Annotated in this window: 21 protein-coding genes; 6 read left to right on the top strand and 15 right to left on the bottom strand. The window is 71.3% G+C overall.

All coding sequences use genetic code 11. The features are described 5' to 3' along the window. The first annotated feature begins 54 nt into the window (after window positions 1-54). Window positions 55-1,500 (top strand): aldehyde dehydrogenase family protein, encoded by a 1,446-nt coding sequence (locus ACFPLC_RS18410; protein ID WP_378189192.1) that lies wholly within the window; start codon window positions 55-57, stop codon window positions 1,498-1,500. Here the strand turns inward: ACFPLC_RS18410 and ACFPLC_RS18405 are convergent. From ACFPLC_RS18405 to ACFPLC_RS18395, 3 genes are all read right to left on the bottom strand, one after another. Further along, window positions 1,497-3,002: an FAD-binding oxidoreductase gene (locus ACFPLC_RS18405; protein ID WP_378189193.1), complete on the bottom strand. Its 1,506-nt coding sequence runs from the start codon at window positions 3,000-3,002 to the stop codon at window positions 1,497-1,499. The genes ACFPLC_RS18410 and ACFPLC_RS18405 overlap by 4 nt on opposite strands. A gap of 71 nt (window positions 3,003-3,073) precedes the next feature. After that, the gene (locus tag ACFPLC_RS18400) at window positions 3,074-3,781 is read right to left on the bottom strand and encodes a maleylpyruvate isomerase family mycothiol-dependent enzyme (RefSeq protein ID WP_378189194.1); all 708 of its coding nucleotides are present in this window, start codon (window positions 3,779-3,781) and stop codon (window positions 3,074-3,076) included. Between the two features lie 10 nt (window positions 3,782-3,791). Then, a complete protein-coding gene (locus ACFPLC_RS18395) occupies window positions 3,792-5,504 on the bottom strand; it encodes an FAD-dependent oxidoreductase (RefSeq protein ID WP_378189195.1) in 1,713 nt (570 codons plus the stop codon). 154 nt (window positions 5,505-5,658) lie between these two features. Between ACFPLC_RS18395 and ACFPLC_RS18390 the strand changes: the two genes are divergently transcribed. Then, the gene (locus ACFPLC_RS18390; RefSeq protein WP_378189196.1) at window positions 5,659-5,853 is read left to right on the top strand and encodes a DUF397 domain-containing protein; all 195 of its coding nucleotides are present in this window, start codon (window positions 5,659-5,661) and stop codon (window positions 5,851-5,853) included. On the opposite strand, the gene ACFPLC_RS18385 is transcribed toward ACFPLC_RS18390, so the two are convergent. The 3 genes from ACFPLC_RS18385 to guaB form a co-directional block, all read right to left on the bottom strand. After that, complete coding sequence (locus tag ACFPLC_RS18385; RefSeq protein ID WP_191315648.1) at window positions 5,837-6,970, bottom strand: GuaB3 family IMP dehydrogenase-related protein; 1,134 nt, start codon at window positions 6,968-6,970, stop codon at window positions 5,837-5,839. The genes ACFPLC_RS18390 and ACFPLC_RS18385 overlap by 17 nt on opposite strands. Window positions 6,971-7,047: 77 nt before the next feature. After that, window positions 7,048-7,560: a hypothetical protein gene (locus tag ACFPLC_RS18380; protein WP_378189197.1), complete on the bottom strand. Its 513-nt coding sequence runs from the start codon at window positions 7,558-7,560 to the stop codon at window positions 7,048-7,050. A 134-nt stretch (window positions 7,561-7,694) separates the two neighbouring features. Next, on the bottom strand, window positions 7,695-9,206 hold the full coding sequence (gene guaB, locus ACFPLC_RS18375) for an IMP dehydrogenase (RefSeq protein WP_191315650.1): 1,512 nt from the start codon (window positions 9,204-9,206) through the stop codon (window positions 7,695-7,697). Window positions 9,207-9,351: 145 nt separating this feature from the next. Here guaB and ACFPLC_RS18370 point away from each other — a divergent pair, with 145 nt between their 5' ends. Then, entirely contained in the window at window positions 9,352-9,747 is a 396-nt protein-coding gene (locus tag ACFPLC_RS18370) for a DUF5319 domain-containing protein (protein ID WP_003073549.1), read from the top strand. A gap of 66 nt (window positions 9,748-9,813) precedes the next feature. Here ACFPLC_RS18370 and ACFPLC_RS18365 read toward each other — a convergent pair whose 3' ends face one another. The 5 genes from ACFPLC_RS18365 to ACFPLC_RS18345 all read right to left on the bottom strand — a co-directional run bounded on the left by ACFPLC_RS18365 (window position 9,814) and on the right by ACFPLC_RS18345 (window position 14,715). Continuing rightward, complete coding sequence (locus ACFPLC_RS18365) at window positions 9,814-10,749, bottom strand: anti-sigma-D factor RsdA (protein WP_191315651.1); 936 nt, start codon at window positions 10,747-10,749, stop codon at window positions 9,814-9,816. Then, the gene (locus tag ACFPLC_RS18360) at window positions 10,750-11,322 is read right to left on the bottom strand and encodes a sigma-70 family RNA polymerase sigma factor (protein WP_026468912.1); all 573 of its coding nucleotides are present in this window, start codon (window positions 11,320-11,322) and stop codon (window positions 10,750-10,752) included. 376 nt (window positions 11,323-11,698) lie between these two features. Further along, window positions 11,699-12,295, bottom strand: coding sequence for a response regulator transcription factor (locus ACFPLC_RS18355; RefSeq protein WP_003073605.1), 597 nt, complete (start codon window positions 12,293-12,295; stop codon window positions 11,699-11,701). 131 nt (window positions 12,296-12,426) lie between these two features. Then, window positions 12,427-13,281 (bottom strand): hypothetical protein, encoded by an 855-nt coding sequence (locus ACFPLC_RS18350; protein ID WP_378189198.1) that lies wholly within the window; start codon window positions 13,279-13,281, stop codon window positions 12,427-12,429. 528 nt (window positions 13,282-13,809) lie between these two features. Then, complete coding sequence (locus tag ACFPLC_RS18345; RefSeq protein ID WP_191315687.1) at window positions 13,810-14,715, bottom strand: MerR family transcriptional regulator; 906 nt, start codon at window positions 14,713-14,715, stop codon at window positions 13,810-13,812. Between the two features lie 248 nt (window positions 14,716-14,963). Here ACFPLC_RS18345 and ACFPLC_RS18340 point away from each other — a divergent pair, with 248 nt between their 5' ends. Next, a complete protein-coding gene (locus tag ACFPLC_RS18340) occupies window positions 14,964-15,266 on the top strand; it encodes a WhiB family transcriptional regulator (RefSeq protein WP_033261506.1) in 303 nt (100 codons plus the stop codon). A 193-nt stretch (window positions 15,267-15,459) separates the two neighbouring features. Here the strand turns inward: ACFPLC_RS18340 and groL are convergent, their stop codons facing one another. Continuing rightward, on the bottom strand, window positions 15,460-17,073 hold the full coding sequence (gene groL, locus ACFPLC_RS18335) for a chaperonin GroEL (RefSeq protein ID WP_378189199.1): 1,614 nt from the start codon (window positions 17,071-17,073) through the stop codon (window positions 15,460-15,462). Window positions 17,074-17,165: 92 nt separating this feature from the next. Next, complete coding sequence (groES, locus tag ACFPLC_RS18330) at window positions 17,166-17,459, bottom strand: co-chaperone GroES (protein WP_004559922.1); 294 nt, start codon at window positions 17,457-17,459, stop codon at window positions 17,166-17,168. Between the two features lie 344 nt (window positions 17,460-17,803). Between groES and ACFPLC_RS18325 the strand changes: the two genes are divergently transcribed. Further along, window positions 17,804-19,681, top strand: a complete 1,878-nt coding sequence (locus ACFPLC_RS18325; RefSeq protein ID WP_378189201.1) for an N-acetylmuramoyl-L-alanine amidase — start codon at window positions 17,804-17,806, stop codon at window positions 19,679-19,681. A 22-nt stretch (window positions 19,682-19,703) separates the two neighbouring features. On the opposite strand, the gene ACFPLC_RS18320 is transcribed toward ACFPLC_RS18325, so the two are convergent. Both ACFPLC_RS18320 and xrtP read right to left on the bottom strand, forming a co-directional pair. Further along, window positions 19,704-21,080, bottom strand: coding sequence for a glycosyltransferase family 2 protein (locus tag ACFPLC_RS18320; protein ID WP_378189202.1), 1,377 nt, complete (start codon window positions 21,078-21,080; stop codon window positions 19,704-19,706). After that, complete coding sequence (gene xrtP / locus ACFPLC_RS18315) at window positions 21,077-21,586, bottom strand: exosortase P (RefSeq protein WP_378189584.1); 510 nt, start codon at window positions 21,584-21,586, stop codon at window positions 21,077-21,079. The genes ACFPLC_RS18320 and xrtP overlap by 4 nt, the downstream gene beginning before the upstream one ends. Before the next feature lie 362 nt (window positions 21,587-21,948). Here xrtP and ACFPLC_RS18310 point away from each other — a divergent pair, with 362 nt between their 5' ends. Further along, window positions 21,949-22,716, top strand: a complete 768-nt coding sequence (locus tag ACFPLC_RS18310) for a choice-of-anchor P family protein (RefSeq protein ID WP_378189203.1) — start codon at window positions 21,949-21,951, stop codon at window positions 22,714-22,716. The last annotated feature ends 11 nt before the right edge of the window (window positions 22,717-22,727 follow it).

Genomic DNA, 22,727 nt, shown 5'->3' with positions numbered 1-22,727 from the left:
CCGTCCGGGTGGGGGTCACCCGGACGCGGCTCCACCCGCATTACGTTGGTACGCATGGACATGATCACCCCCGAGCCGCGCCCCGCCTGGATCGCCGGCCGCCCGGAGCCGGGCGCCACCACCCTCGTCGTGCACCACCCGTACGACGGCAGCGAGGTCGCCACGGTCGCCGTGCCCGGGCCGGACCAGATCGAACGCGCGGTGGCCGCCGCGGCCTCGGTCGCCAAGGAGTTCCGGCGCAGCCCCGCGCACCTGCGCGCGGGCGCGCTCGACCACGTCTCCCGCGTGCTCGCCGCGCGCGCCGAGGAAATCGCCGAGGTGATCACCGCCGAAAACGGCAAACCGCTCAAGTGGGCCGAAGCCGAGGTCAAGCGCGCGGTGTCGGTGTTCCGCATCGCCGCCGAGGAGGCCCGCCGCTTCACCGGTGACGTCCAGCGCCTCGACACCGACCCCGCCGGCGAGGCGCGGCTGGCGCTGACCCGCCGCGTCCCGCGCGGGCCGGTGCTCGGCATCGCGCCGTTCAACTTCCCGCTCAACCTGGTGGCGCACAAGGTCGCGCCCTCACTGGCGATCGGCGCGCCGATCGTCGTCAAGCCCGCGCCGCGGACGCCGTTGTCGGCCCTGATCCTCGGCGAGATCCTGGCCGAGACGGACCTGCCGGAAGGCGCGTTCTCCGTGCTGCCGCTGGGGAACGAGGAAACTCAGGCGCTCGTCGCCGACCCGCGGCTGCCGGTCGTGTCGTTCACCGGCTCGGGCCCGGTCGGCTGGTCGCTCAAGGACGCCGCGCCGCGCAAGCACGTCGTGCTCGAGCTCGGCGGCAACGCGGCGGCCGTCGTGCTGCGCGACTGGCCCGACCCCGAAGGCGCGGCCCACCGGATCGCCACCTTCGGCAACTACCAGGCCGGCCAGTCCTGCATCGCGGTGCAGCGGGTGATCGTCGACGCCGCCGTGGCCGAGGAGTTCGTGCCCGCCCTGGTGGAAGCCGTCGAGGCGCAGCGGACCGGCGACCCGTACGACCGCAACACCGACGTCGGCCCGGTGGTCGACGAAGCCGCCGCCGAGCGGATCGTCGCGTGGATCGACGAAGCCGTCGAGGCCGGCGCGAAGGTGCTCACCGGCGGCACCCGCGACGGCGCGACCGTCGCCCCGACGCTGCTCACCGACGTCCCGCCGGACACGAAGGCCTGGAACGAGGAGATCTTCGGCCCGGTCCTCGCCGTGTCCATTGTGGACGGTGTGGACGAGGCGTTCCGGTCGGTCAACGCCTCCGCCTACGGCCTGCAGGCGGGGGTATTCACCACCGACGTCCAGCTGGCGTTCCACGCGTCGGCCGAGCTGGAGGTCGGCGGCGTGATCATCGGGGACGTCCCGTCCTACCGCGCCGACCAGATGCCCTACGGCGGCGTGAAGGGCTCCGGCGTCGGCCGCGAAGGTGTCCTGGCCGCGATGCACGACCTGACCGAGGAACGCGTCACCGTCTTCACCGGCATCGACCTCTAGCTGACCACGCCCTGCCCGAACCGGAAGACGTTGTAGGGGTCGTACTTCTTCGCGACGTCCTGAAGCCGCTTGGCGTTGTCGCCGTAGTAGGCGGTCTTCCAGTCGGGCAGGGCCGGGTCGATGTAGTTGACGTACCCGCCGCCCGCGCCGGCCGCGGCGAGGCCTGCGACGACGTCGCCGACCGCCTGCGTGACCTTCGTCCGGGTCTTGGCCGTCGCGGGCGCGTAGACCTGGACGCTGGCCAGCGCGTCGCGGTGCCAGAACGCGGTGGCGTCCTTGGCCGGCCCGGCGACCGCGCCGCCGAGGCCGTCGATGAGCAGGTCCATGCCCTGCCTGCCGTCGGCGACCGCGACGACCTTCGCCGCGTCGACCGGGGCGGTGATCATCCGCGAGGACGCGATGAACGACTGGCGGTTCGAGCTGCCCTCGAAGTACTTCATGGCGCCCAGGTAGTCCAGGGTCTTCACGACGCGCTGGGTCGGCCGGGCACCGGCGTTGGTGGTCAGGTTGTTCAGCAGCGTGGTGAGCCCGGCGGCACCCCCGACGTAGCAGCCGCCGACCCGGCACTGCACCGGCGACCCGCCCGAGAGCACCAGGTTCGCCCAGAGCTCCGGCGGCATCGCGGCGATCCACTGCTGCCACGCCGCGAGCACGCCGGCGCCCGACCCGGCCGGGAAGTGCAGCGAGAACACCGTCAGCTCCGGCGGCGCCGGATCGGTGTCGAAGGTGAACTCGGTGACGACGCCGAAGTTGCCGCCGCCCCCGCCGCGCAGCGCCCAGAAGAGGTCCGGTTCGGAGTTCGCGGACGCGGTGAGCGCCCGGCCGTCGGCGGTGACGACCTGCGCGGAGCTCAGGTGGTCGCAGGTCAGGCCGTACTTGCGGGCGAGCACGCCGATGCCGCCGCCGAGGGTCAGCCCGGCGATCCCGACCGTCGGGCAGGACCCGGCGGGCAGCGCGCGCCCGGCCCGGGCGAGCCCGGCGTAGACGTCCTTCAGCTTCGCACCGGCGCCGATCACGGCCTTGCCGCCCTGGACGTCGACCTTGTTCAGCGCGGCCACGTCGATGACCAGCCCGCCCACCGGCACCGAGTACCCCGCGTAGCTGTGGCCACCGCTGCGCGCGGCGATGGTGACGCGCCCGGCGGTCGCCCGGACGCAGGCCTGGACGTCCGCGACGTTGGACACGGTCGCCACGGCGACCGGGTTGTTGCCGTCGAACAGCTGGTTGAAGCCGTGCCGGGCGGTGTCGTAGCCGTCGGTGCCCGGGCGCAGCAGGCTGCCGGTCAGCTTGCTGCGCAGGTCGTCCCAGTTCGGGGGGCCGGTGGGCAGCCCGGTGCCGGACGGCGCGGACGTGGACGGCGCCGGGGCGGTCGAGGCGACCGGGGCCGCGGGCTTCTCCGGCCCGCACGCGGCGGCGACCGCACCGGCGGCCGAGACGCCCGCGATCCGCAGGAACGTCCGGCGGCGGACGCCGGGCCGCCCCTGGTCGTGCTCACTGTCCACAGCGGACTCCTCGGTGCCGGGACGCCCAGTGTAGAGCGGGCGCAAGCCGGTCACCGGGTGGCGCGGGCCGGTCACGCCCAGGCGGGGAGCGCGGGCACGGCACCGTCGAGTGCGGCGCCGTCGGAACGCCCGGTGAGCCAGGCCAGCAGCGCCCCGGCCGACCCGCGGACGGTCGTCTTCGGAGCGGTCCCCATCGTCCACTCGAACCCGTCGGCGGCCAGGCGCAGCGCCGGGAGGTGGGCCGCGCGCGAGGTGATGGCGTGCTCGACGACGTCTTCCGTGAGCGGGCCGAGCAGCGCGAGCACGCGGTCGAGGTCGTAGCCGCGGTCGAGGTCGGCGAGGTGGATGGCCAGCTCGGACAGCCGCATCCGCGCCACGACGGCCCCGGTGACCGGCGCGCCCTGCCGGTTGCGGGCTTCGCGCGCCCAGGCGTCGTCCGGCATCGCGGCGGCGTACTGCTCGAACCGCCCGGCCGACGCGACGAAGTCCGCGAGCAGGTCGGCGGCCCCCTGCTGCGAGCCGGTCTCGATGTCGCGCTCCCGGGCCTCGGCGCTGGGGTACATCGGGGTTTCGACGCCGGTGTTCGCCCAGACCAGCAGGTTCTGCAGGCCGTCGGCGTTGCGGGCGACGTGCGCGAGGACGTGGGCGCGCGACCAGCCGGGCAACGCGCTGGGGGCGCGCAGCTCGGGCTCGCCGAGGCCACCGATGGCCCGCGCCCATTCGTCGTCGAGCTTCCGGATGCCGTCGAGCAGTGCGTGTGCCTTCTCGGATGCCGTCACGGCCCCGAGTCTAGGAGGTTCGACGCAGCGCGGCGGGGGCTTCGGCGGGGACGGCCGGGTTCTTCGGCGCGATCGGCTCCAGCCGCACGTAGGGCGCCTCCTGGGCCGGCCGCAGGTCCTGCTCGCCCTTGTTCGGCCAGAGGGAGAACGCGCGCTCGGCCTGCGCGGTGATCGTCAGTGACGGGTTCACGCCCAGGTTGGCGGTGATCGCCGCGCCGTCCACCACCGACAGGCCCGGGTAGCCGAACACGCGGTGGTACGGGTCGATGACGCCCTCGTCGGCCGTGGCACCGATCGGGACGCCGCCGATGAAGTGCGCGGTCAGCGGGATGTCGAAGATCTCGCCCCAGGTGCCGCCCGCGATGCCGCCGATGCGCTCGGCCGTGCGCTCGTTGGCGTCGTGGCCGGCCGGGATGAAGCTCGGGTTCGGCTCGCCGTGGCCCTGCTTGGACGTGTACTTGCGGCGGCCGAACAGCCCGCGCTTCGTGTACGTCGTGATCGAGTTGTCCAGGCTCTGCATCACCAGCAGGATCACCGTGCGCTCGCTCCAGCGGTAGCCGTTGAGCAGCTTCGCCGCCTGGACCGGGTGCTTGAGCATGAACGTGACGGCCTGCCGCCAGCGCGGCACCGGCGAAGCGCCGTCCGTCGCGATCGTCTGCAGCAGGCTCATCGCGTTGCTGCCCTTGCCGTAGCGGACCGGCTCGATGTGGGTGTTCTCGTCCGGGTGGATGGACGAGGTGATCGCGACGCCGCGGCTGAAGTTCCGGCTCTCGTCGACCTCGGTCCGGGCCGCGCCGATGATGGCCTCGGAGTTCGTCCGGGTCAGCTCGCCCAGCCGGCGCGACAGCTTCGGCAGCGTGCCGGTGTCCCTCATCCGGTGCAGCAGGTTCTGCGTGCCCCAGGTGCCGGCGGCGAAGACGACCTTCTCGGCGGTGATCGTGGTCCGGAACTTCTTCGAGGTCGTCCCGGTCTTCTTGAGGCTGACTGCGTAGCCGCCGTCGATCGGCTTCACCGACGTCACGGTCGTCAGCGGGATGACCTGCGCGCCGTCCTGCTCGGCGAGGTAGAGGTAGTTCTTGACCAGCGTGTTCTTCGCCCCGACGCGGCAGCCGGTCATGCACGAGCCGCACTCGGTGCAGCCGACGCGCTCGGGGCCCGCGCCGCCGAAGTAGGGGTCCTTCGCCCGCTCCCCCGGCTTGCCGAAGTAGACCCCGACCGGCGTCGGGTGGAACGAATCGGCGACTCCCATGTCCTTCGCGACGTCCCGCATCACGACGTCCGACGGGGTCATGGTCGGGTTCGTGACGACGCCGAGCATCCGGCTCGCCTGGTCGTAGTGCGGGGCGAGCTCGGCCTCCCAGTCGGTGATGTGCGCCCACTGCCGGTCGCGGTAGAACGGCTTGAGCGGCCGGTACAGCGTGTTCGCGTAGACGAGCGAACCGCCGCCGACACCGGCGCCCGCCAGCACCATGACGTCGTTGAGCATGTGGATGCGCTGGATGCCGTAGCAGCCGACCTGCGGCGCCCACAGGTAGCGCTTGAGGTCCCACGACGTCTTCGCGAACTCGTCGTCGGCGAACCGGCGGCCCGCTTCGACGACGGCTACCCGGTAGCCCTTCTCGGTGAGCCGCAGCGCCGCGACGCTGCCCCCGAACCCCGACCCCACCACGACGACGTCGTAGTCGGGGCCACCCGCGCTGGTGGTGGTGTTACTGGCAGTCACACCTGGAGCGTAACTCCGGCTCCGCGTTCTGACCAGAGGTAAGTTACTGGCCGGTTATGGTTGTCCGACGACAACAGTGGGTAATCTCAACAGTGGTCGATGTCCACGTCGGCGAATCACCGCCGGTCGGGACACAAGGGCGGGAGACACCACGATGAGCCCACGAACGCTCACCGGTTGGCGCAAGTCGAGCCACAGCCACTTCGAAGAGAACGCCTGCGTCGAGATCGGCACCGGCCCCGGCGTGGTCGGGGTCCGGGACACCAAGCAAGCGGTGCCCCGGCCGGTGCTCCTCTACTCGGCGACCGCCTTCGCCGCGTTCCTCGGGCACCTCACCGCCGGACGGTGAGGCCCACCCGCTGGAACTCCTTGAGGTCCGAGTAACCCGTCTTCGCCATCGCGCGGCGGAGCGCCCCGAACAGGTTCACCACGCCTTCCGCATCGGACGACGGCCCGAACAGCAGGGTCTTGAGGTCCACGGCGTAGTCGGGGCCGGCCGCCACGCGTGAGCGCGGCAGCGACGGGTGCGCCGCGGCCGCCGTCCAGTACAGGCCCTGACCGGGCGCGTCCGAGGCGGCGGCCAGCGGCGAGCCCAGCATGACGGCGTCCGCGCCGCACGCGATGGCCTTGGCGATGTCGCCCGACACCGTCATGCCGCCGTCGGCGAGCACGTGCACGTACCGGCCGCCGGTCTCGTCGAGGTAGTCGCGGCGGGCGGCCGCGGCGTCGATGATGGCGGTGGCCATCGGGACACCGATGCCGAGCACGCGGTCGGTGCTCGTGACGCCCGGCGTGTAGCCGTGCCCGACGATGACCCCGGCCGCGCCGGTGCGCATGAGGTGCATCGCGGTGCGGTAGTCGCTGACGCCGCCGGCGATGACGGGCACGTCGAGCCGGCCGATGAACTCCTTGAGGTTCAGCGGCTCGGCGTCGCGCTGGACGTGCTCGGCGGAGATGATCGTGCCCTGGACGACGAGGATCTCGACGCCGGCCGCGATCAGGTCCGGGGTCAGCTCGGCGGCGTGCTGCGGGCTGACCCGCGCGGCCACCGTGACGCCGGATTCGCGGACCGTCTTGATCGCCTCGGTCAGCAGGTCGAGCCGGATCGGCGCGCTGTGCAGCTCCTGGAGCACGCGGCCGACCGCGGTCGGGTCCTCGAGGTCCTCGGCCGCGCGGACGAGCTGGAAGATGGCGTCCTCGACGTTGGCGTGCCGCGCCCAGAGCCCTTCGGCGTTGAGCACGCCCAGCCCGCCGAGCTCGCCGACGGCGACGGCGGTGCCGGGCGAGACGATCGCGTCGGTCGGGTGCGTGACGAGCGGCAGGTCGAAGCGGTAGGCGTCGATCTGCCACGAGGTGGACACCACCGAGGACGAGCGCGTCCGCCGCGACGGCACGATCTCGACGTCGTCGAGGTCATACGCCCGCCGCGCGGTGCGGCCCATCCCGATCTCGACCAGGTCCCGCACGTGAAGCCTCCTCCGCCGACGACAATCTGCCGTGCCCCATTGTCGCTAGGCCGCGTGGGTGACCTGCGCACGGGGGTCTACACCCGCACGAAGACCGCGACCGGCGCCAGCAGCGCCCCCAGCGCCAGGGCCAGCCAGGTCGCCACCGGCGGGTACAGGTTGAGCCGGACCGCGCCGATGTACACCGCGCCCAGGGCCAGGAGCGCCGCGAAGATCAGCAGCACCGGCCGCACCACTCCGGGACGCAGGTCGACCACGCCGCCGCCGGCACCGAGGTACGCCACACTGCCGTCCGCCTTCGAGATGTCGAGCACGACCGGCTGGCCCGCCGGGAGGTCGAGGCCCGGGTCGACCGCCGTGATGTCGTAGCGGCGACCGCTCGCGTCGATCGAGACCGACTGGCTCTCCACGCCCTCGTCACCGGCGACCGGGAACGCGCCCCGCGTGTGGGACACCACCTGGCCCTCGACGCGGTACGTCGGCGCGTCCCGGCCGGCCAGGACCTGGCACATCAGGCACACCACGCCGCCGAGGAACAGGGAGACCAGGGCGACGGCCGTGAAGAACACCCTGCGCAGCAGGACCGTCATGTGTCCTAGTGCACACCACGGCGGCCACGCAAGGCGATAGGCCGATTACGGTAAGCACGCTAGGTCACGGTGACACAGCGAGAAGCCCGCACTTCGGATCGGTTCCGAGTGCGGGCCGCGCCGCCGGCGGTGACTCAGCGGGTCGTGTAGTTCGGGGCTTCCACCGTCATTGTGATGTCGTGCGGGTGGCTTTCCTTGAGCCCGGCCGCGGTGATCCGCACCAACTGCGCCTCCTGCAGCTGCGCGATCGTCTCGGCACCGGCGTAGCCCATGCCGGCGCGCAGGCCGCCGACCAGCTGGTGCACGACGTTCGCGAGCGGGCCGCGGAACGGGATCCGGCCCTCGATGCCCTCGGGGACCAGCTTGTCCTCGTTGAGCACGTCGTCCTGGGCGTAGCGGTCCTTCGAGTAGGACTTGCCCTGGCCGCGGGACTGCATCGCGCCCAGCGAGCCCATGCCGCGGTAGACCTTGAACTGCTTGCCGTTGACCAGGATCAGGTCGCCCGGGGACTCGGCGGTGCCGGCGAGCAGGCTGCCCAGCATCACCGTGGACGCGCCGGCCGCGATGGCCTTCGCGATGTCGCCGGAGTACTGGATGCCGCCGTCGCCGATCACCGGGATGCCCGCCGGCCGCGCCGCCTGGTCGGCCTCGTAGATCGCCGAGATCTGCGGCACGCCGACCCCGGCCACGATCCGGGTGGTGCAGATGGAGCCCGGGCCGACGCCGACCTTGATGCCGTCCGCGCCCGCGTCGACCAGCGCCTGCGCGCCCGCCCGGGTCGCGACGTTGCCGCCGACGATGTCGACCGACTCGCCCAGCTCCTTCTTCAGGAGCGAGACCGTGTCGACGACCGCGCGGGAGTGCCCGTGCGCGGTGTCGACCATCAGCACGTCGACGCCGGCCTCGGCGAGCGTCATCGCGCGCTTGTGCCCGTCGACGCCCACGCCGACCGCGGCGCCGACGATGAGCCGGCCGTCCGGGTCCTTCGTCGCCTTCGGGTACTGCTCGGTCTTCACGAAGTCCTTGACCGTGATCAGGCCGCGGAGCTTGCCCGCGCCGTCGACGATCGGCAGCTTCTCGATCTTGTGCCGGCGCAGCAGGCCGAGCGCGGCGTCCGCCGACACCCCGACCTGGGCGGTGACCAGCGGCGCCTTCGTCATCACCTCGGACACCGGGCGGCTGTGGTCGACCTCGAACCGCATGTCTCGGTTGGTGATGATGCCCACCAGCGTCCCCGCCGCGTCGGTCACCGGCACGCCGGAGATGCGGAACTTCGCGCACAGGGCGTCGACCTCCGCCAGCGTCGCGTCGGGCGCGCAGGTGACCGGGTCGGTGACCATGCCGGCCTCGGACCGCTTGACGACCTCGACCGCGGCGGCCTGCTCGTCGATCGGCAGGTTGCGCTGGAGCACGCCGATGCCGCCCTGGCGGGCCATGGCGATGGCCATCCGCGCCTCGGTGACGGTGTCCATCGCCGCGGACACCAGCGGGACACCGAGGGTGATGTTCCGGGTCAGCCGGGTGCTCGTGTCGACGGTGCTCGGCACGACGTCCGATTCGGCCGGCAGCAGCAGCACGTCGTCGAAGGTCAGGCCGAGCATCGCGAACTTGGCCGGAACGGGGGCGGTGATGCCGTCGCTGGTCATGCGGGTGAAGGGCCTTCCTGGCGCGGGATGAGCAGGTCGCTGTGGTCGATCAAGATCAACTGGCGACGCGGAGCCTTCCCCTCATGATATCCGCCGCTCCCGCCCGCCCCGGGCGGTGGGCGCGCCGCCGAGGCGGCCCGGTACCGTGCAGGCCGTGGCGCACGATGTCCTGCCTCCAGACCCGTTCGCGGACGACCCGGACGACCCGGCCCGCGCTTTCGGAGACCCCGAGGACCGGCTGGACGAGCCGATCAGCGACTCCGAACGCACCGAACTGCTGGCCGATCTCTCGGATCTGGCCGTCTACCAGGCCCTCCTCGAACCCCGCGGGGTGCGCGGGATCGTCGTGGACTGCGGTGAATGCGACGAACCCCACTACCACGACTGGCACCTGCTGCGGGCCAGCCTCGAACAGCTGCTGGCCGACGGGCGGATGCGCCCGCACGAGCCGGCCTACGACCCGAACCCCGGCGACTACGTGAGCTGGGACTACTGCCGCGGCTTCGCCGACGGCGTCACGGCCAACGAGAGCGCCTACTGAGCGCGCTTCCTCCCGACATGGAAAAGCCCTGGTGAGTTTCCTCACCAGGGCTTTTCCATGTCCGTTCTACGGCGTTTCGCTGACGCCCTGCGACTGACCGCCGGCGGACTCGCTGCGCGGCGTGCCCGGGTCGTTGCCGGTGGCGCCGGTGGTGGTCGGCGGCGGCGGCGTGGTGGTCGGCGGCGGGGTCGTGGTCGGCGGCGGGGGCGTCGGCGTCGGGGTCGCGCTGCCCGGCAGGCTCGTGGTGCCGCTGCCGCTGCCCGGGAGGGACGACGCCGACCCGGCCGGCGCCGCCTGGCTCGTCGGCGCGCCGGGCGAAACCGGCGGGACCGAGGTCTGGATCGGGCCCTGCACCGGGGCTTCGGGGTTCTGGAGCTGGGCGGCGAGCTGCCGGTGCTGCTCCATCAGCTGGTCGCGGTTCTCCTCGTCGGTGACCTGCGACAAGGCGGCTTGGGCGTCCTGGAGGGCCTGGCGGGCGGCGTCGAGGTTGCCGCCGGCGATGGCGAGGTTGGCCTTCTCGAGGTCGAGCTTCGCGGTCGCGGCCGCCTCGACCGAACGGGTGTGGTCGGAGTACAGGACCTTGGCGAGGCCCCACAGCGTGTCTCCGGGCTGCGCGGAGCGCGCGGCCAGCCCGGTGCCGGTGAACGCGATCGCCAGCACGGCGGCGGCGACGGCGACCGGGACGAGCAGCCTGCGGCGGCGTCCGCTCGAAGCGTGCCGCTTCGCGAGGGCGGCGGTACTGACGGTGCGCACGGCGGTGTCGACGTCGACGAGCTCGGCCAGCGGCTCGCTGTCGATGTCTCTTCGCCACGCCACCAGCAACGCGTTGAGCTCCTGGTCGCCGAGACCGTCGGCCAGCGCCGGGTCGGACCCGCCGAGCGCGTCGAGCAGGGCGTCGTCGGCTTGGACCGCCGACAGGTCGGCGGCGAACTCCGCCTCCGACGCCGTGAGGCCACTGCCCCAGACGTCATCCGGCTCGAATCTCTTCTCGTGACCGGTCACTCAGATCACCTCCTCCGCGGCCAGGACCTTTCTCAGCCGCGCGAGGGCGCGGTGCTGGGCGACGCGGACGGCGCCGGGGGTGGAACCGACCGCATCCGCGGTCTCCTCCGCCGACAGGCCGACGACCACGCGCAGCACCACGATCTCCCGCTGCTTGTCCGGCAGCACCTGCAACAACTGGGACATCCGCTCGTTCAGCTCACCTTGCAGCGCCCGCTGCTCGGGGCCGACCCCACCCTCGACCTCGTCGGGGATCTCGGCCACCGGTTCGGCCCGGTTGCGCGCCGCCGCGCGGTGCGCGTCGGCCACCTTGTGCTGGGCGATCCCGTAGACGAAGGCCAAAAACGGGCGGCCTTGATCGCGGTACGAGGGCAATGCCGTTAGCACCGCGAGACACACCTCCTGCGCAACGTCGTCCGCCGAAGCGAACGATCGCTCCTGCCTGCCAACCCGGGCGCGGCAATACCGCACTACCAGTGGACGGATAGCAGCCAGCAGCCGCTCCACTGCCTGGGGATCTCCCTCGACAGCAGCGGCGACCGGCTCATCCAGTCCATCCCCCACATTGGCCATCGCAGACAACAGTCCCAGTGTTACGTGTAGGTGTGCAAAGAACCCGGCCCGTGGTCGCCTCCACCGCGCACCGGTGACCGCTACCGTACCGTCGGCTTGCTCCGGACCGGCGCGCGCGGTGTGCCCGGGCGTGCCGCAGGAGCTGGAGCCGCAAAAACACGGTTCGTCGTGCTGAACTCGCGGTCGAGGTCGCCGATTCAACGAGCGAGCCCGGTTGCGGGTACGAGATCCGCCGGGGCGGCGGGGTGGCGGGTGGGAATCCGCCGCATCGAACGCCGGTGCGTGATGGGGACCACACAGGTGCGGGCCAGGGCGATGCGCCCTGGCCCGTCGTCACCTGGGAACCGGCCGTGTCAGGAACGGGGAGAGCGGAAGGTCAGCTGACCAGGCCGCGGCGGAAGCCGTGGGCGACGGCCTGCGCGCGGTCGCGCACGCCGAGCTTGCGGAACAGCCGCCGGGCGTGCGTCTTGACCGTGTCCTCGGACAGGTAGAGCTCGCGGCCGATCTGGCCGTTGCTCTTGCCCTGGCTCATCCCGCGGAGCACCTGAAGCTCGCGCTCGGTCAGCTGGACGCCCGGGTCGGACGGCTGACGGGGCGCGGGCACCGAGGTGCTCGCCAGGGTGTGGGCCAGCGCGGCGACCAGCTCCGGCCGGGACGCGTCCCAGCGGAGGTAGCCGCGGGCACCGCCGGCGATCGCGGCGGCGATGCTGCCCGCGTCGTCCGGGGCGCCGAAGACGATGACGTTCGCCTGGGGGTTGGCCGAGACGAGCCGCCGGGTGGCTTCGACACCCGTCGGGACCGCGCGTTGCGTCCCGACCAGCACGACGTCGACGGGCTGACGGGAGTACCGGGCCAGCAGCTCGTCACCGTGCGCTACGCAGTCAATGCGACTGACCCCAGGGACCGCGGACATCACTCGGGTGAGCCCTTCACGGACACTGCGTCGGTCGTCGCAGATCAAGACCGTCGTCACGGGGTTTCCTTCCTGCAGCCGGGTGACATTCCTCTTCCCCTATCGGACGCTTTAGCCCGAACCTTGACACGATCCGGTGGCTTTTTTTGAACTTTCTTAGCCCGGATGCCGGAACACCCCATTCCGACGGCTCAACCACCCGGGACGGGCACCCATGGTGATTCCCCCGCAACCCTCCTCCCGCAAGGATCTGCGCTTCGTAACACTGCGTGCAACACCTGCGCCACTCTGAATCGATACTCCTCGGCGTGTCCTGGGCGCAGGTCGGCCGCGACGAGCGCCACCGGCCACAAAAGTGAAAGGAGTTCGCATTCCTCCGCCGTCGCCATTGCCTTTCCGACAAGGTCGTCCGAAATCTTCCGGTGATCGGGATCCCCGGCGGCGAGGAGGGCCACGGCCAGCACTATCTCGGATTTCACGGTGTGCCGCCGCGCGCCCCGCGCTCGCGCGGTTTCCCGAGCCCGCTCGGCGTGCGGCACGGCATCGACGCCCTGACCTGCGGCGAGTTCGATTTCGGCGCCCACCCACCCACCGCGGACCTCGGCTCGCCACCCGGCATCCTCGCCTCGCGCCCGCTCGGCGAGCCGGCGGGCGGCGGTGAGCCGGCCCAGGGCAAGGTTGTCGGCGGCCAGGCCGAGCAGGGCGTCGGCTCTTGCGCCGGCCGCGTCGAGGCCGTCGGGGTCACGTTCGGTTTCGAGGGAAGCCGCTTTGGCGTAGGCCTCACCGTCGAGCGAGCGGGCGTGGCGGTGGCCGCCCAGCTGCCGCCGGTGGGAGGCGAGGGTGCTGGCGGCGAGCGAGGCGACGACCGGGTCCCCGACGTGCCGGAGGGCGGTGAGGAGGGCGGCGGCGGAGGCGTACCGCCCCTGCGCACCGAGCACGACGGCGGCGAGCAGCCGCGCCCGCGGGCTGCCGGAGCCGCGCACGACGGCGGGATCGGGTAGTGGGTCACTCCCGAACGCGGCGGCTCTGAGGGCGGGTTCGTGCACGGGTCCTTTTTAGCGGGTGGGTCCGACAAAACATGATCGAAGTACCGCCAGGGGCTGTGCCGTTACGCCCGTCCTTGGCAGGTTCGGCCGGTCGGTGGGTTGTTGCGTGGCGGAAGTCGGGGTCTGTCGGTCGGGGTCGGCGCGGAGGTGCGGCTGAGGTGAGCGGGGCCGGGGCGCCCTTGGCCGACCGGCAGCTTGGTGCCCACCACCCCGAAGCCGCGATTGTGACGACGGCCGGTAGCACCGCGTCAAGGCGGGAAAGCGTGCCTTGACCCGGCGCCACCGGCCGTGTTCTGGCTTCGTATCGGGGTGCAGGGAGGGGTCTGGGTGGGGTGCGGGTTGGGCGTCAACGTTCCCGTTCACGCCGGTAAAGCCCTTGCGAAAGGCGGCCCCCTCGCGACCAGACAAGCCCCACCCGATCCCTGGGGGCTGACCCCGGTCCAGTCTATCGGCGCCCACCGACGAACCGGCCGGATCCGGGGCCGGGCGGCTCTACTGTCCCCAGCCCTCGCCGGTTGTGGACAACCGCTACCGGCGCGCGCCGACCAGGACGTGCTCGATGCGGTCCGCCGCGCTCGGCAGGTCCGTCAAGAGCTCCACCTTGTCCGGCAGCCCCGCCGGGTCCCAGCCCGGGCCGCACGCGAACAGCCTGCTCCGCTGCCGCCCGCGGGAGACCCGAGCGAACAGCCGGGCGTCCGCCACCCCGCGGCCGTGGGCCCACAGCACCACCGCCGCCGGTGCGCTGCGGCGGACCGCCACCGCCAGCACCTCCGCCGGCAGCGGCACTCCGAACAGCTGCGCGCCGATCCGGCGGCCGGCCAGGGATGCCGCCAGTGCGTACATCGGCATCGAGTCTCGCTCGTCCGGGACGCAGCCCAAGAGGACCGGGCGCGTGTTGCGGGGCTCGTCGAGCACCGGCGTCGCCCGGACCAGCGCCGCGAACACGCACTCCGCCAGCAGGTACTCGACCTCGGCACCCGCGCTCGCGCCGCGCCACCGGGCGCCGAGCGCCGACAGCACCGGCTCGATCACCCCCGTCCACGCCGGGAGCACGCCGAGCTCGGCGATCGTGTCCGCGAGCATGCGCTGGACCGCGCCGACGTCCATGGCCAGTGCCGCCGTGCTCAGGCGGCGGGCCAGGCGGGAGCGGACCTCGAGGGCGTCGTCGGCCGCCGACACGTCGGCCGGTTCGGAAGGCTCCTCCGGCTGCGGTGGCCCGGACCGCGGGATCTGTTCGAGGGCGTAGCGCGCCGCCTCCGCCGTCGACGCGCCGCTCAGCAGCGCGCGCTGCATCAGTTCGAGGCGGCCGATGTCGGAAGTCCCGTAGCGGCGGTGACGGCCGTCGGTGTGCCGGCTGGGGCCCAGTCCGTAGCGGCGGTCCCAGGTTCGGAGGGTGGACGGCGCGACCCCGAGCCGGCGGGCGACCGAGGCCACCGGCAGGGTGGGTTCTTCGGTGCCCGACCCAGCTCCCACGAGGCTCAATATCCAGGCACCCAGCGCGGTCGGCAACCGGAGGCGAACGCCCTGCTCACACCTACGGGGGATGCCTAACGGCTGAATCGGGCCGGATCGCTTGAACAACTATTGGCGCGCTTCTAACGTTACCGCCGTTGCACCGAATGGAGTATCGGCACCACAGCAGAGCAGCTAGCGGCATCGACCGAATGACGGAGGCGGTCAGGATGGCAGACACGCGCAGGCTCCCAGGACCCAACGCCGACATGTGGGACTGGCAGCTCGAAGGGTCGTGCCGGGGAATGGACAGCGCGTCCTTCTTTCACCCGGACGGCGAGCGCGGCCCGGCGCGGGCACGGCGGGAGGCCAGAGCGAAAGCCGTCTGCCTGAGCTGCCCGGTCTTGGAGATGTGCCGCAGCCACGCGCTGGCGGTGCACGAGCCGTACGGCATCTGGGGCGGGCTCTCGGAGTCCGAGCGGGAACACATCATCAAGTCGGACAAACGCGCGCTCAGCATGTCCGGCGGCTGAGCACGCCACGAACATCGGAGGGCGGCACCGGGTGGGGTGCCGCCCTCCGTGCCGTTCAAAACCGCGTCACTTTCCCTATGAAAGTGATCCGGAGCGGCAACTCCAGGTACCTTTCACGTGGAAGTGCCCGCGGGCGAGACGAGAACGGGGCGGCACCTCGCGAGAGGTACCGCCCCGTCTTCGTGGAACTGCGTCAGTGCGCGTGGCCGTGGCCCGCCGCGGCGGGCTCCTCCGCGGCCGGCTTCTCGACGACGGAGCTCTCCGTCGTCAGCACCAGCCGGGCGATGGAGGCGGCGTTCGCCACCGCGGACCGGGTCACCTTGACCGGGTCGACGATGCCGGCGGCCAGCAGGTCGGTGAGCTCGCCGGTGGCGGCGTTGAAGCCCTGGCCCCAGCCCTGCTCCTGCACCTTGTTGACGATGACCGCGCCCTCGTGGCCCGCGTTGGTCGCGATCCAGAACAGCGGGGCCGTCAGCGCGTCCTTGACGATGCGCACGCCGGTGGCTTCGTCGCCGGAAAGGCCCAGGCCGCCCTCGAGCTCCTTGACCGCGTGGACCAGCGCCGAACCGCCGCCGGGCAGGATGCCCTCCTCGACGGCCGCCTTGGTCGAAGCCACGGCGTCCTCGATGCGGTGCTTGCGCTCGTTCAGCTCGGTCTCGGTGGCCGCGCCGACCTTGATGACCGCGACGCCGCCGCCGAGCTTCGCGAGCCGCTCCTGCAGCTTCTCGCGGTCCCAGTCGGAGTCGGTCGTCTCGATCTCCTTGCGGATCTGCGCGACCCGCCCGGCGATGGCGTCCTTGGAGCCGGCGCCGTCGACGATCGTGGTGTCGTCCTTGGTGACGACGATCCGGCGGGCCTTGCCCAGTGCGCCGAGGTCGACGTCCGACAGCTTGCGGCCGATCTCCGCGGAGATCACCTCGCCGCCGGTGACCACCGCGAGGTCGTCCAGGAACGCCTTGCGGCGGTCGCCGAAGAACGGCGCCTTGACCGCGACGGCGGTGATCGTCTTGCGCAGCGAGTTCACCACGAGGGTGGACAGCGCCTCGCCGTCGACGTCCTCGGCGATGATCAGCAGCGGCTTCTTGGCCTCGACGACCTTCTCCAGCACCGGCAGCAGGTCGGCGAGCGCCGAGATCTTCTCGCGGTGCAGCAGGACGTAGGCGTCCTCGAGGATCGCCTTCTGCTCCTCCGGGTTGGTCGCGAAGTGCGCCGAGAGGAAGCCCTTGTCGAACTGGACGCCCTCGGTGATCACCAGCTCGGTCGCCAGGGTCGACGACTCCTCGATGGTGATGACGCCGTCCTCGCCGACCTTCTCGACGGCTTCGCCGAGCAGGGCGCCGATGTTGGCGTCACGGGAGGTCACGGTGCCGACCTGGGCGATGTTCTCGCGGCCCTTGACCGGGGTGGCCTTGGCCTTGAGGACCTCGATGACCTTCTCCGCGGCGGCCTCGATGCCGCGGCCGATCGAGGTCGGGTTGGCGCCGGCCGCGACGTTGCGCAGGCCGACCTTCACCAGCGACTGCGCGAGCACGGTCGCGGTGGTGGTGCCGTCACCGGCGACGTCGTTGGTCTTGGTGGCGACGCTCTTGGCGAGCTGCGCGCCGAGGTTCTCGAACGGGTCGTCGAGCTCGACCTCACGGGCGACGGTCACGCCGTCGAGGGTGATGGTCGGGCCGCCGAACTTCTTGTCGAGCACGACGTGGCGGCCGCGCGGGCCGAGGGTGACCTTGACCGCGTCGGCGAGCTTGTTCACCCCGCGCTCCAGCGCGCGACGAGCGTCCTCGTCGAAGTTGATCTGCTTGGGCATAGCGTGTTCCGCTTACCTTTCTCTGAACGCAAGAACGCCCCGCTCCCCGGCTTGCTGCGGGGCCCGGGGCGTCATTGCGCTGCGAGCGGACGTCAGTTGATGACGGCCAGCACGTCGCGGGCGGACAGGATGAGGTAGTCCTCGCCGTTGTACTTGACCTCGGTGCCGCCGTACTTCGAGTAGATGACGACGTCGCCGACGTTGACGTCCAGCGGGACGCGGTTGCCCTTGTCGTCGATCCGGCCCGGGCCCACGGCCAGAACCTTGCCCTCCTGGGGCTTCTCCTTGGCGGTGTCGGGGATGACGAGGCCGGAAGCGGTCGTCTCCTCGGCCTCGCTCGTCTGGACGACGATCTTGTCCTCGAGCGGCTTGATGTTCACGCTCACCGGGTTGACCTCCACGGTCGTCGAAAGCGTTGGCAGGATGTGGTTACGGCTCTACCACCCCCGCCGTCGCGGGTGCCGGGGCTGTTCGGGCCGTGCGATTAGCACTCTAGCCACGTGAGTGCCAGTCGTGCAAGGAGGGTCCACCCGACGTGGGACAGCGGCCCTGACCGGTGGTTATGCGCGGACCCGGCCGACGACTCGGCCGCGCCTGACGCAGTGAATGACTCATTCCTGGCGTCGGAGGTCAGGAATGAGTCATTCACTGCACCGACGCGCGTGGCTCTTACCCCCAGCGTGAGTTTCTGGTTAGGTTCTCACCTCTGGCACCTGCACCCTGGGGGTTCATGCCCATGCCCGTCCCGAGAACAGCAGCCGTAGCAGCCACCGTCGCCCTCCTCACCGGCCTGGCCGCCGCGCCGGCCCGAGCCCAGGCCGACCCCGCGTCCCAGCGCCAACGCGACTTCGCCGCCGCCGCGAAGGAGTTCAACGTCCCGGAGAACGTCCTCCTCGGCGTCTCCTACCTGGAGTCCCGCTGGGACGCCAACGCCGGCACGCCCAGCACGGCAGCGGGCTACGGCCCGATGCACCTCACCGACCTGCGCGAAGCCGGTGTCGCGGGCACCCACCACGACGAAGGCACCGAAGACCCCCGAGGCGACGACGCCCGCCCGGCCGTCCACCCGCAGGCCGGGCCCGCCGCGCCACCGCCCACGCTGCAGACCGTCGACGAGGCCGCCCAGCTCCTCCGAACCGACGCGAAAACGCTGCGCACCGACCCCGCCGAGAACATCCGCGGCGGCGCGGCCCTGCTCGCGAAGTACAACACCGACGGCAACTGGTACAACGCCGTCGCGAGGTACAGCGGATCCACCGGAGACGCCGCGCAGACCTTCGCCGACGAAGTCTTCGACACCATCAAGACCGGCACCGCCCGGACGACCGACGACGGCCAGCAGGTCGCGCTGGCCCCGACGCCGGACCTGGCCGTCCCGCAGCACGCCGACCGGACACCGGCCGGCGTCGAATGCCCGCGCAGGGTGACCTGCGAGTCCGTCCCCGCGCCGTACCAGGAGCTGCCGAAGGACGACTACGGCAACCACGACCTCGCGAACCGGCCCGAGAGCCAGAAGATCGACCACATCGTCATCCACGACACCGAGGGCTACTGGGCCAACGTCCTCGACCTCGTCCAGGACCCGACGTACGTGAGCTGGCACTACACGATCCGCTCGGCCGACGGCCTGATCGCGCAGCACGTGCCGACCAAGGACGTCGCCTGGCACGCCGGCAACTGGTACGTCAACGCGAAGTCGATCGGCATCGAGCACGAGGGCTTCGCCGCGAAGGGCACCTGGTATACCGAGGCCATGTACCGCTCGAGCGCGAAGCTCGTCGGCTACCTCTCGCGCAAGTACGGCATCCCGCTCGACCGCGCGCACATCATCGGCCACGACAACGTGCCGGGCACGACGCCGATCACCATCCCCGGCATGCACTGGGACCCGGGCCCGTACTGGGACTGGTCGCACTACTTCGACCTGCTCGGCGCCCCGCTCGGCGGGTTCGGCCTGCCCGGCTCGTCGCTGGTCACCATCGACCCGGACTTCGCGAAGAACCAGCCCGCGTTCACCGGCTGCGACAAGTCCGGCAGCGGCACGCCCTGCGCGCCGCGGGGCTCGGAGGCGGTCGTGCTGCACTCGGAGCCGAGTGAGTCGTCGCCGCTGCTGGTCGACATCGGCCTGCACCCGAACGGGACGCCCTCGACCATGGACGTTGCCGACGTCGGCAGCCGCGTCGCGACCGGGCAGCGGTACGCCGTCGCCGAGGTCCGCGGCGACTGGACGGCGATCTGGTACCTCGGCCAGAAGGGCTGGTTCCCCAACCCGCGCGGCGCCCGGGTGGCGAAGCCCGCGATCGGCTGGGTCGTGACGCCGAAGCCCGGCCTCGCCACGGTGCCGGTGTACGGCCGCGCCTACCCCGAGCCGGAGGCCTACCCGGCCGGCGTGACCGTGCAGGCCATCACGCCGCTGCCGTACTCGCTTTCCGCCGGCCAGAAGTACTCCTCGGGCGGGACCGTCGGCTCCGAGTACTACTGGGCGACCACCTTCGACCCGGCGAACCACGTGGTGGTGAAGGGCAAGCTCAAGTACGTCCAGATCCAGTTCGGGCACCGGATCGCCTTCGTCAAGGCCGACGACGTCCGGATCGTCCCGGCGTTCTGACCCGGCGCGGTGGAGGTCGCGCTCACGCGTCGAGCGCGACCTTCACCCCCGCCGCCTGCTCGGTGTTGCGGCGCGTCTTCGCCCAGCCGTTGCGCCCGCGGACGAGCCGGAACAGCGCGCGCCACGACGTCACGTAGAACGTGTAGATGTACGCGGCGTACGCGAGGCCCATCCCCAGCCCGCGCAGGATGTTCCTGCTGCGCAAGCACTTCAGCTGGTAGATCGGGCCCCACACGAGGAACGGCAGCAGCCCGAACGAGCCGTAGATGGCGAACAGGATCCAGGCGCCGCCGGTGAACCACGTCCACATCTGCGCCGGATCGCCCGCCGTGCCGATCACCAGCAGCACGAAGGGGATTGGGTACAACAGGGAGCCCAGCAGCTGCAGCCACGGCTGGGCCAGGTAGTACATCATCTCCGCCGCGCCGAGGGTGCTGACGTGCGGGGAATCCCAGATCCGGCGCAGGTACCGGGCGCACTGCATGGTGCCCTGGCCCCACCGCGTGCGCTGCACGAGGAACCGCCGCAGGCTGTACAGACCCTCTTGCGACACATGAGAATCCGGGGTGAACCCGGTGCGCCAGCCCGCGGTGAGCAGGTGGACACCGAGTTCGAAGTCCTCCAGCAACGAGCCGCGCCACGGCTGCCCGGCGTCGCCCGCGATCGAGTCGAGCGCGGTGAGCCGGGTGAACTGGCCGTTGCCGCCCATGGAGATCGTGCCGGTGAACCCGCGGGACGTCTGGATCGCCGCGATCGCCGTGCGGAACTCGAGGTCCTGCAGCTGCGCGAGCTTGAGGCCGAACCAGCGGCCGACCGGGTTGCGGCCCGGCGGCGGGGTGTCGGTGTTGCCCATCCACACGTCGAGCTGGACCGCGCCGACCTCCGGATCGCCGAAGAGGTGGTCCGCGGCGCAGACCTCCAGGCAGTTCGGTGCCGGGCGGCCGTCGGCGTCGACGACCACCACGACGACGTCGTCGCGGCTCGCGTCCTGACCCATCCAGTCGTTCAGGGCGCGGTAGGCCGCGTTCAGCGCGTCACCCTTGCCGGTCCGGGCTTCGGGCCGCACGCGCGGCACCAGGTGCAGGTACGGGTCGTAGCCGCCGTGGCGCCGCCACAGCATCCGGACGACGCGGGCGGTGCGGTCCTCCGAGTCGTCGTCGACGACCCAGACGTGCGCCCTGCGGAACGTGGTGCGCAGGTAGCGGATCGTCTCGCGGATGACCGTCTGCTCGTCGCGGCACGGCACGAAGAAGTGCCACGTGAAGTCCGCCGGGTCGCCCACCGGGCCGGGCTTGCGGCGCAGGTACGGCACCACGATCACCACGACGTAGACGAGGAACGCCACGCTCATGGTCAGCGCGAACGCCTGGGTGATCGCCAGCAGGACCTTGACGCTCATGCCTTCTTCTTCCGGGTGGCCAGCCAGACGAACAGGACGATCGAGACGGCGCCGCCGAACACGCTCACCATCGAGCCGAGCAGCGTGTGGCCCCAGTAGTAGCCCTCGTCGGTGCCGAACCCGTGCACGAGCCCGACGATCGTCAGAATGCGCAACTGGTTCACCAGTACGACGACGAGCGCGGAAATGCCGAGCGAAAAGAAGAGCCGCCGCGCATTCGACGGCCGGAAGTACAACATGGCCATCGTCACAACGAGCAGCGGAAGCAAAAGGAACGCCGAAGAACATTCCGGCGTCATTCTCAACCCGAACGGAGTAGCGCTGGTCAACCCAAAGTAAACAGACTCCCGATCGGGTGCCACATAAACACCCGATGTAGTGAACAGGTTGAGGATCGCGCCGGCGAGCCGCACCTCCAGCTCGCGGTAGAACCGCTCGGCCAGCACCACCACGACCCCCGCCGCGGCCAGCGCACTGAGCGCCGCGACCAGCGGAAACCGTGTCATTCCTGAGTTCGGAGCGCTCGCTACCGCCACGACGTTCCTCTCGGTGTCGGAATTCCCGATCAAGTTGCGGGCACGGGCGAGCGTAGGACATGTGTGCACCCCGTTTCCACTCGGAGGGGTGGAAAAGCCGCCCCAATCGGTTGGTCTTCAGTCGAACTTGTTACGCCATTCGAGTGATATCGACCGCGACCAGCGGAAACGACGCCCAGCCTTACCCGATCCGGTGATTCGGGAAATTTTGTGTGCTATTCGGGCCGGTCTTCGCGATAGTCGATCCGCGTGCCGAGTTCGAGGCAAGCCGGTTCGATCCGCGCCGCCGTCACGCACCCCCGATAAATCCAGCGAATTCGGAGGACCACTTGATGAAGAGCTCCCTCGTGCGCCGCGGCGGACTGCTCGCCGCGGTCGTGGCGAGCGTCGTGCTCGCCGGCGCGGCCCCCGCTTCGGCGGCCCCCGGCGACGGGTCCGCGTACGGCGTCAAGGTCGACGTCAAGCTGCTCGGCCAGAACGCGGTGAAGGCGGGCCCGTTCGCGGCCGCGAACACCGCGGGCCCGACGAACAGCAGTCTGGCGAAGGCCGACGTTCCCGGCATCCTCACCGCCGGCGTGATCAACGCCGAAGCGAAGCGTGACGAGAATTCCGGTGCGGTGACCGCGAAGGCGAGCACCGCCGACGTCACGCTGCCGCTGCTGAAGGCGGCTCTCGGCGACGTCGGCATCAAGCTCGTCGAGGCCGTCTGCACCGCGACGCAGAAGGGCGTCGAAGGCAGCGCGAAACTGGTCGGCGCGAACCTCGGCAGCGTCGGCGCGGTCGACGCCGCCCCGGCCGCGAACACGCAGATCAAGGTCGGCCTCGGCACGCTCAACGTCGCGACGATCATCCTGAACGAGCAGGTCAAGAACCCCGACGGCAGCCTCACGGTGAACGCCGTCCACGTGAAGCTGCTCGGCGGAGGGCTCAAGGCGCTCGGCGACGGTGACGTGATCGTGTCGTCGGCGACCTGCGGCCCGGCCGCGCCGCCGATGCCGCTGGCGTCCGGCGCCGGGCTCTGGATCGGGCTCGGCCTGCTCGGCGCCGTCGCGGTGCCGGTCGGCACCCGCATCGTCCGCCGCCGTTCCACGCAGGCCTGAGCGAGGTCGGA

This window comes from Amycolatopsis plumensis (assembly GCF_042652605.1).
Classification (GTDB): domain Bacteria; phylum Actinomycetota; class Actinomycetes; order Mycobacteriales; family Pseudonocardiaceae; genus Amycolatopsis; species Amycolatopsis plumensis.
Note: the sequence above shows the minus strand (reverse complement) of the source record. Positions and strands in the feature narration are given on the sequence as shown.

Excerpts from the sequence above, each read along its gene's own strand:
- ACFPLC_RS18410 (WP_378189192.1), top strand. The coding sequence starts at position 55 with ATGGACATGATCACCCCCGAGCCGCGCCCCGCCTGGATCGCCGGCCGC.
- ACFPLC_RS18390 (WP_378189196.1), top strand. The coding sequence starts at position 5,659 with ATGAGCCCACGAACGCTCACCGGTTGGCGCAAGTCGAGCCACAGCCAC.
- ACFPLC_RS18380 (WP_378189197.1), bottom strand. The coding sequence starts at position 7,560 with ATGACGGTCCTGCTGCGCAGGGTGTTCTTCACGGCCGTCGCCCTGGTC.
- guaB (WP_191315650.1), bottom strand. The coding sequence starts at position 9,206 with ATGACCAGCGACGGCATCACCGCCCCCGTTCCGGCCAAGTTCGCGATG.
- ACFPLC_RS18360 (WP_026468912.1), bottom strand. The coding sequence starts at position 11,322 with ATGGCCAATGTGGGGGATGGACTGGATGAGCCGGTCGCCGCTGCTGTC.
- ACFPLC_RS18340 (WP_033261506.1), top strand. The coding sequence starts at position 14,964 with ATGGCAGACACGCGCAGGCTCCCAGGACCCAACGCCGACATGTGGGAC.
- groL (WP_378189199.1), bottom strand. The coding sequence starts at position 17,073 with ATGCCCAAGCAGATCAACTTCGACGAGGACGCTCGTCGCGCGCTGGAG.
- ACFPLC_RS18325 (WP_378189201.1), top strand. The coding sequence starts at position 17,804 with ATGCCCATGCCCGTCCCGAGAACAGCAGCCGTAGCAGCCACCGTCGCC.
- ACFPLC_RS18320 (WP_378189202.1), bottom strand. The coding sequence starts at position 21,080 with ATGAGCGTCAAGGTCCTGCTGGCGATCACCCAGGCGTTCGCGCTGACC.
- xrtP (WP_378189584.1), bottom strand. The coding sequence starts at position 21,586 with ATGACACGGTTTCCGCTGGTCGCGGCGCTCAGTGCGCTGGCCGCGGCG.
- ACFPLC_RS18310 (WP_378189203.1), top strand. The coding sequence starts at position 21,949 with ATGAAGAGCTCCCTCGTGCGCCGCGGCGGACTGCTCGCCGCGGTCGTG.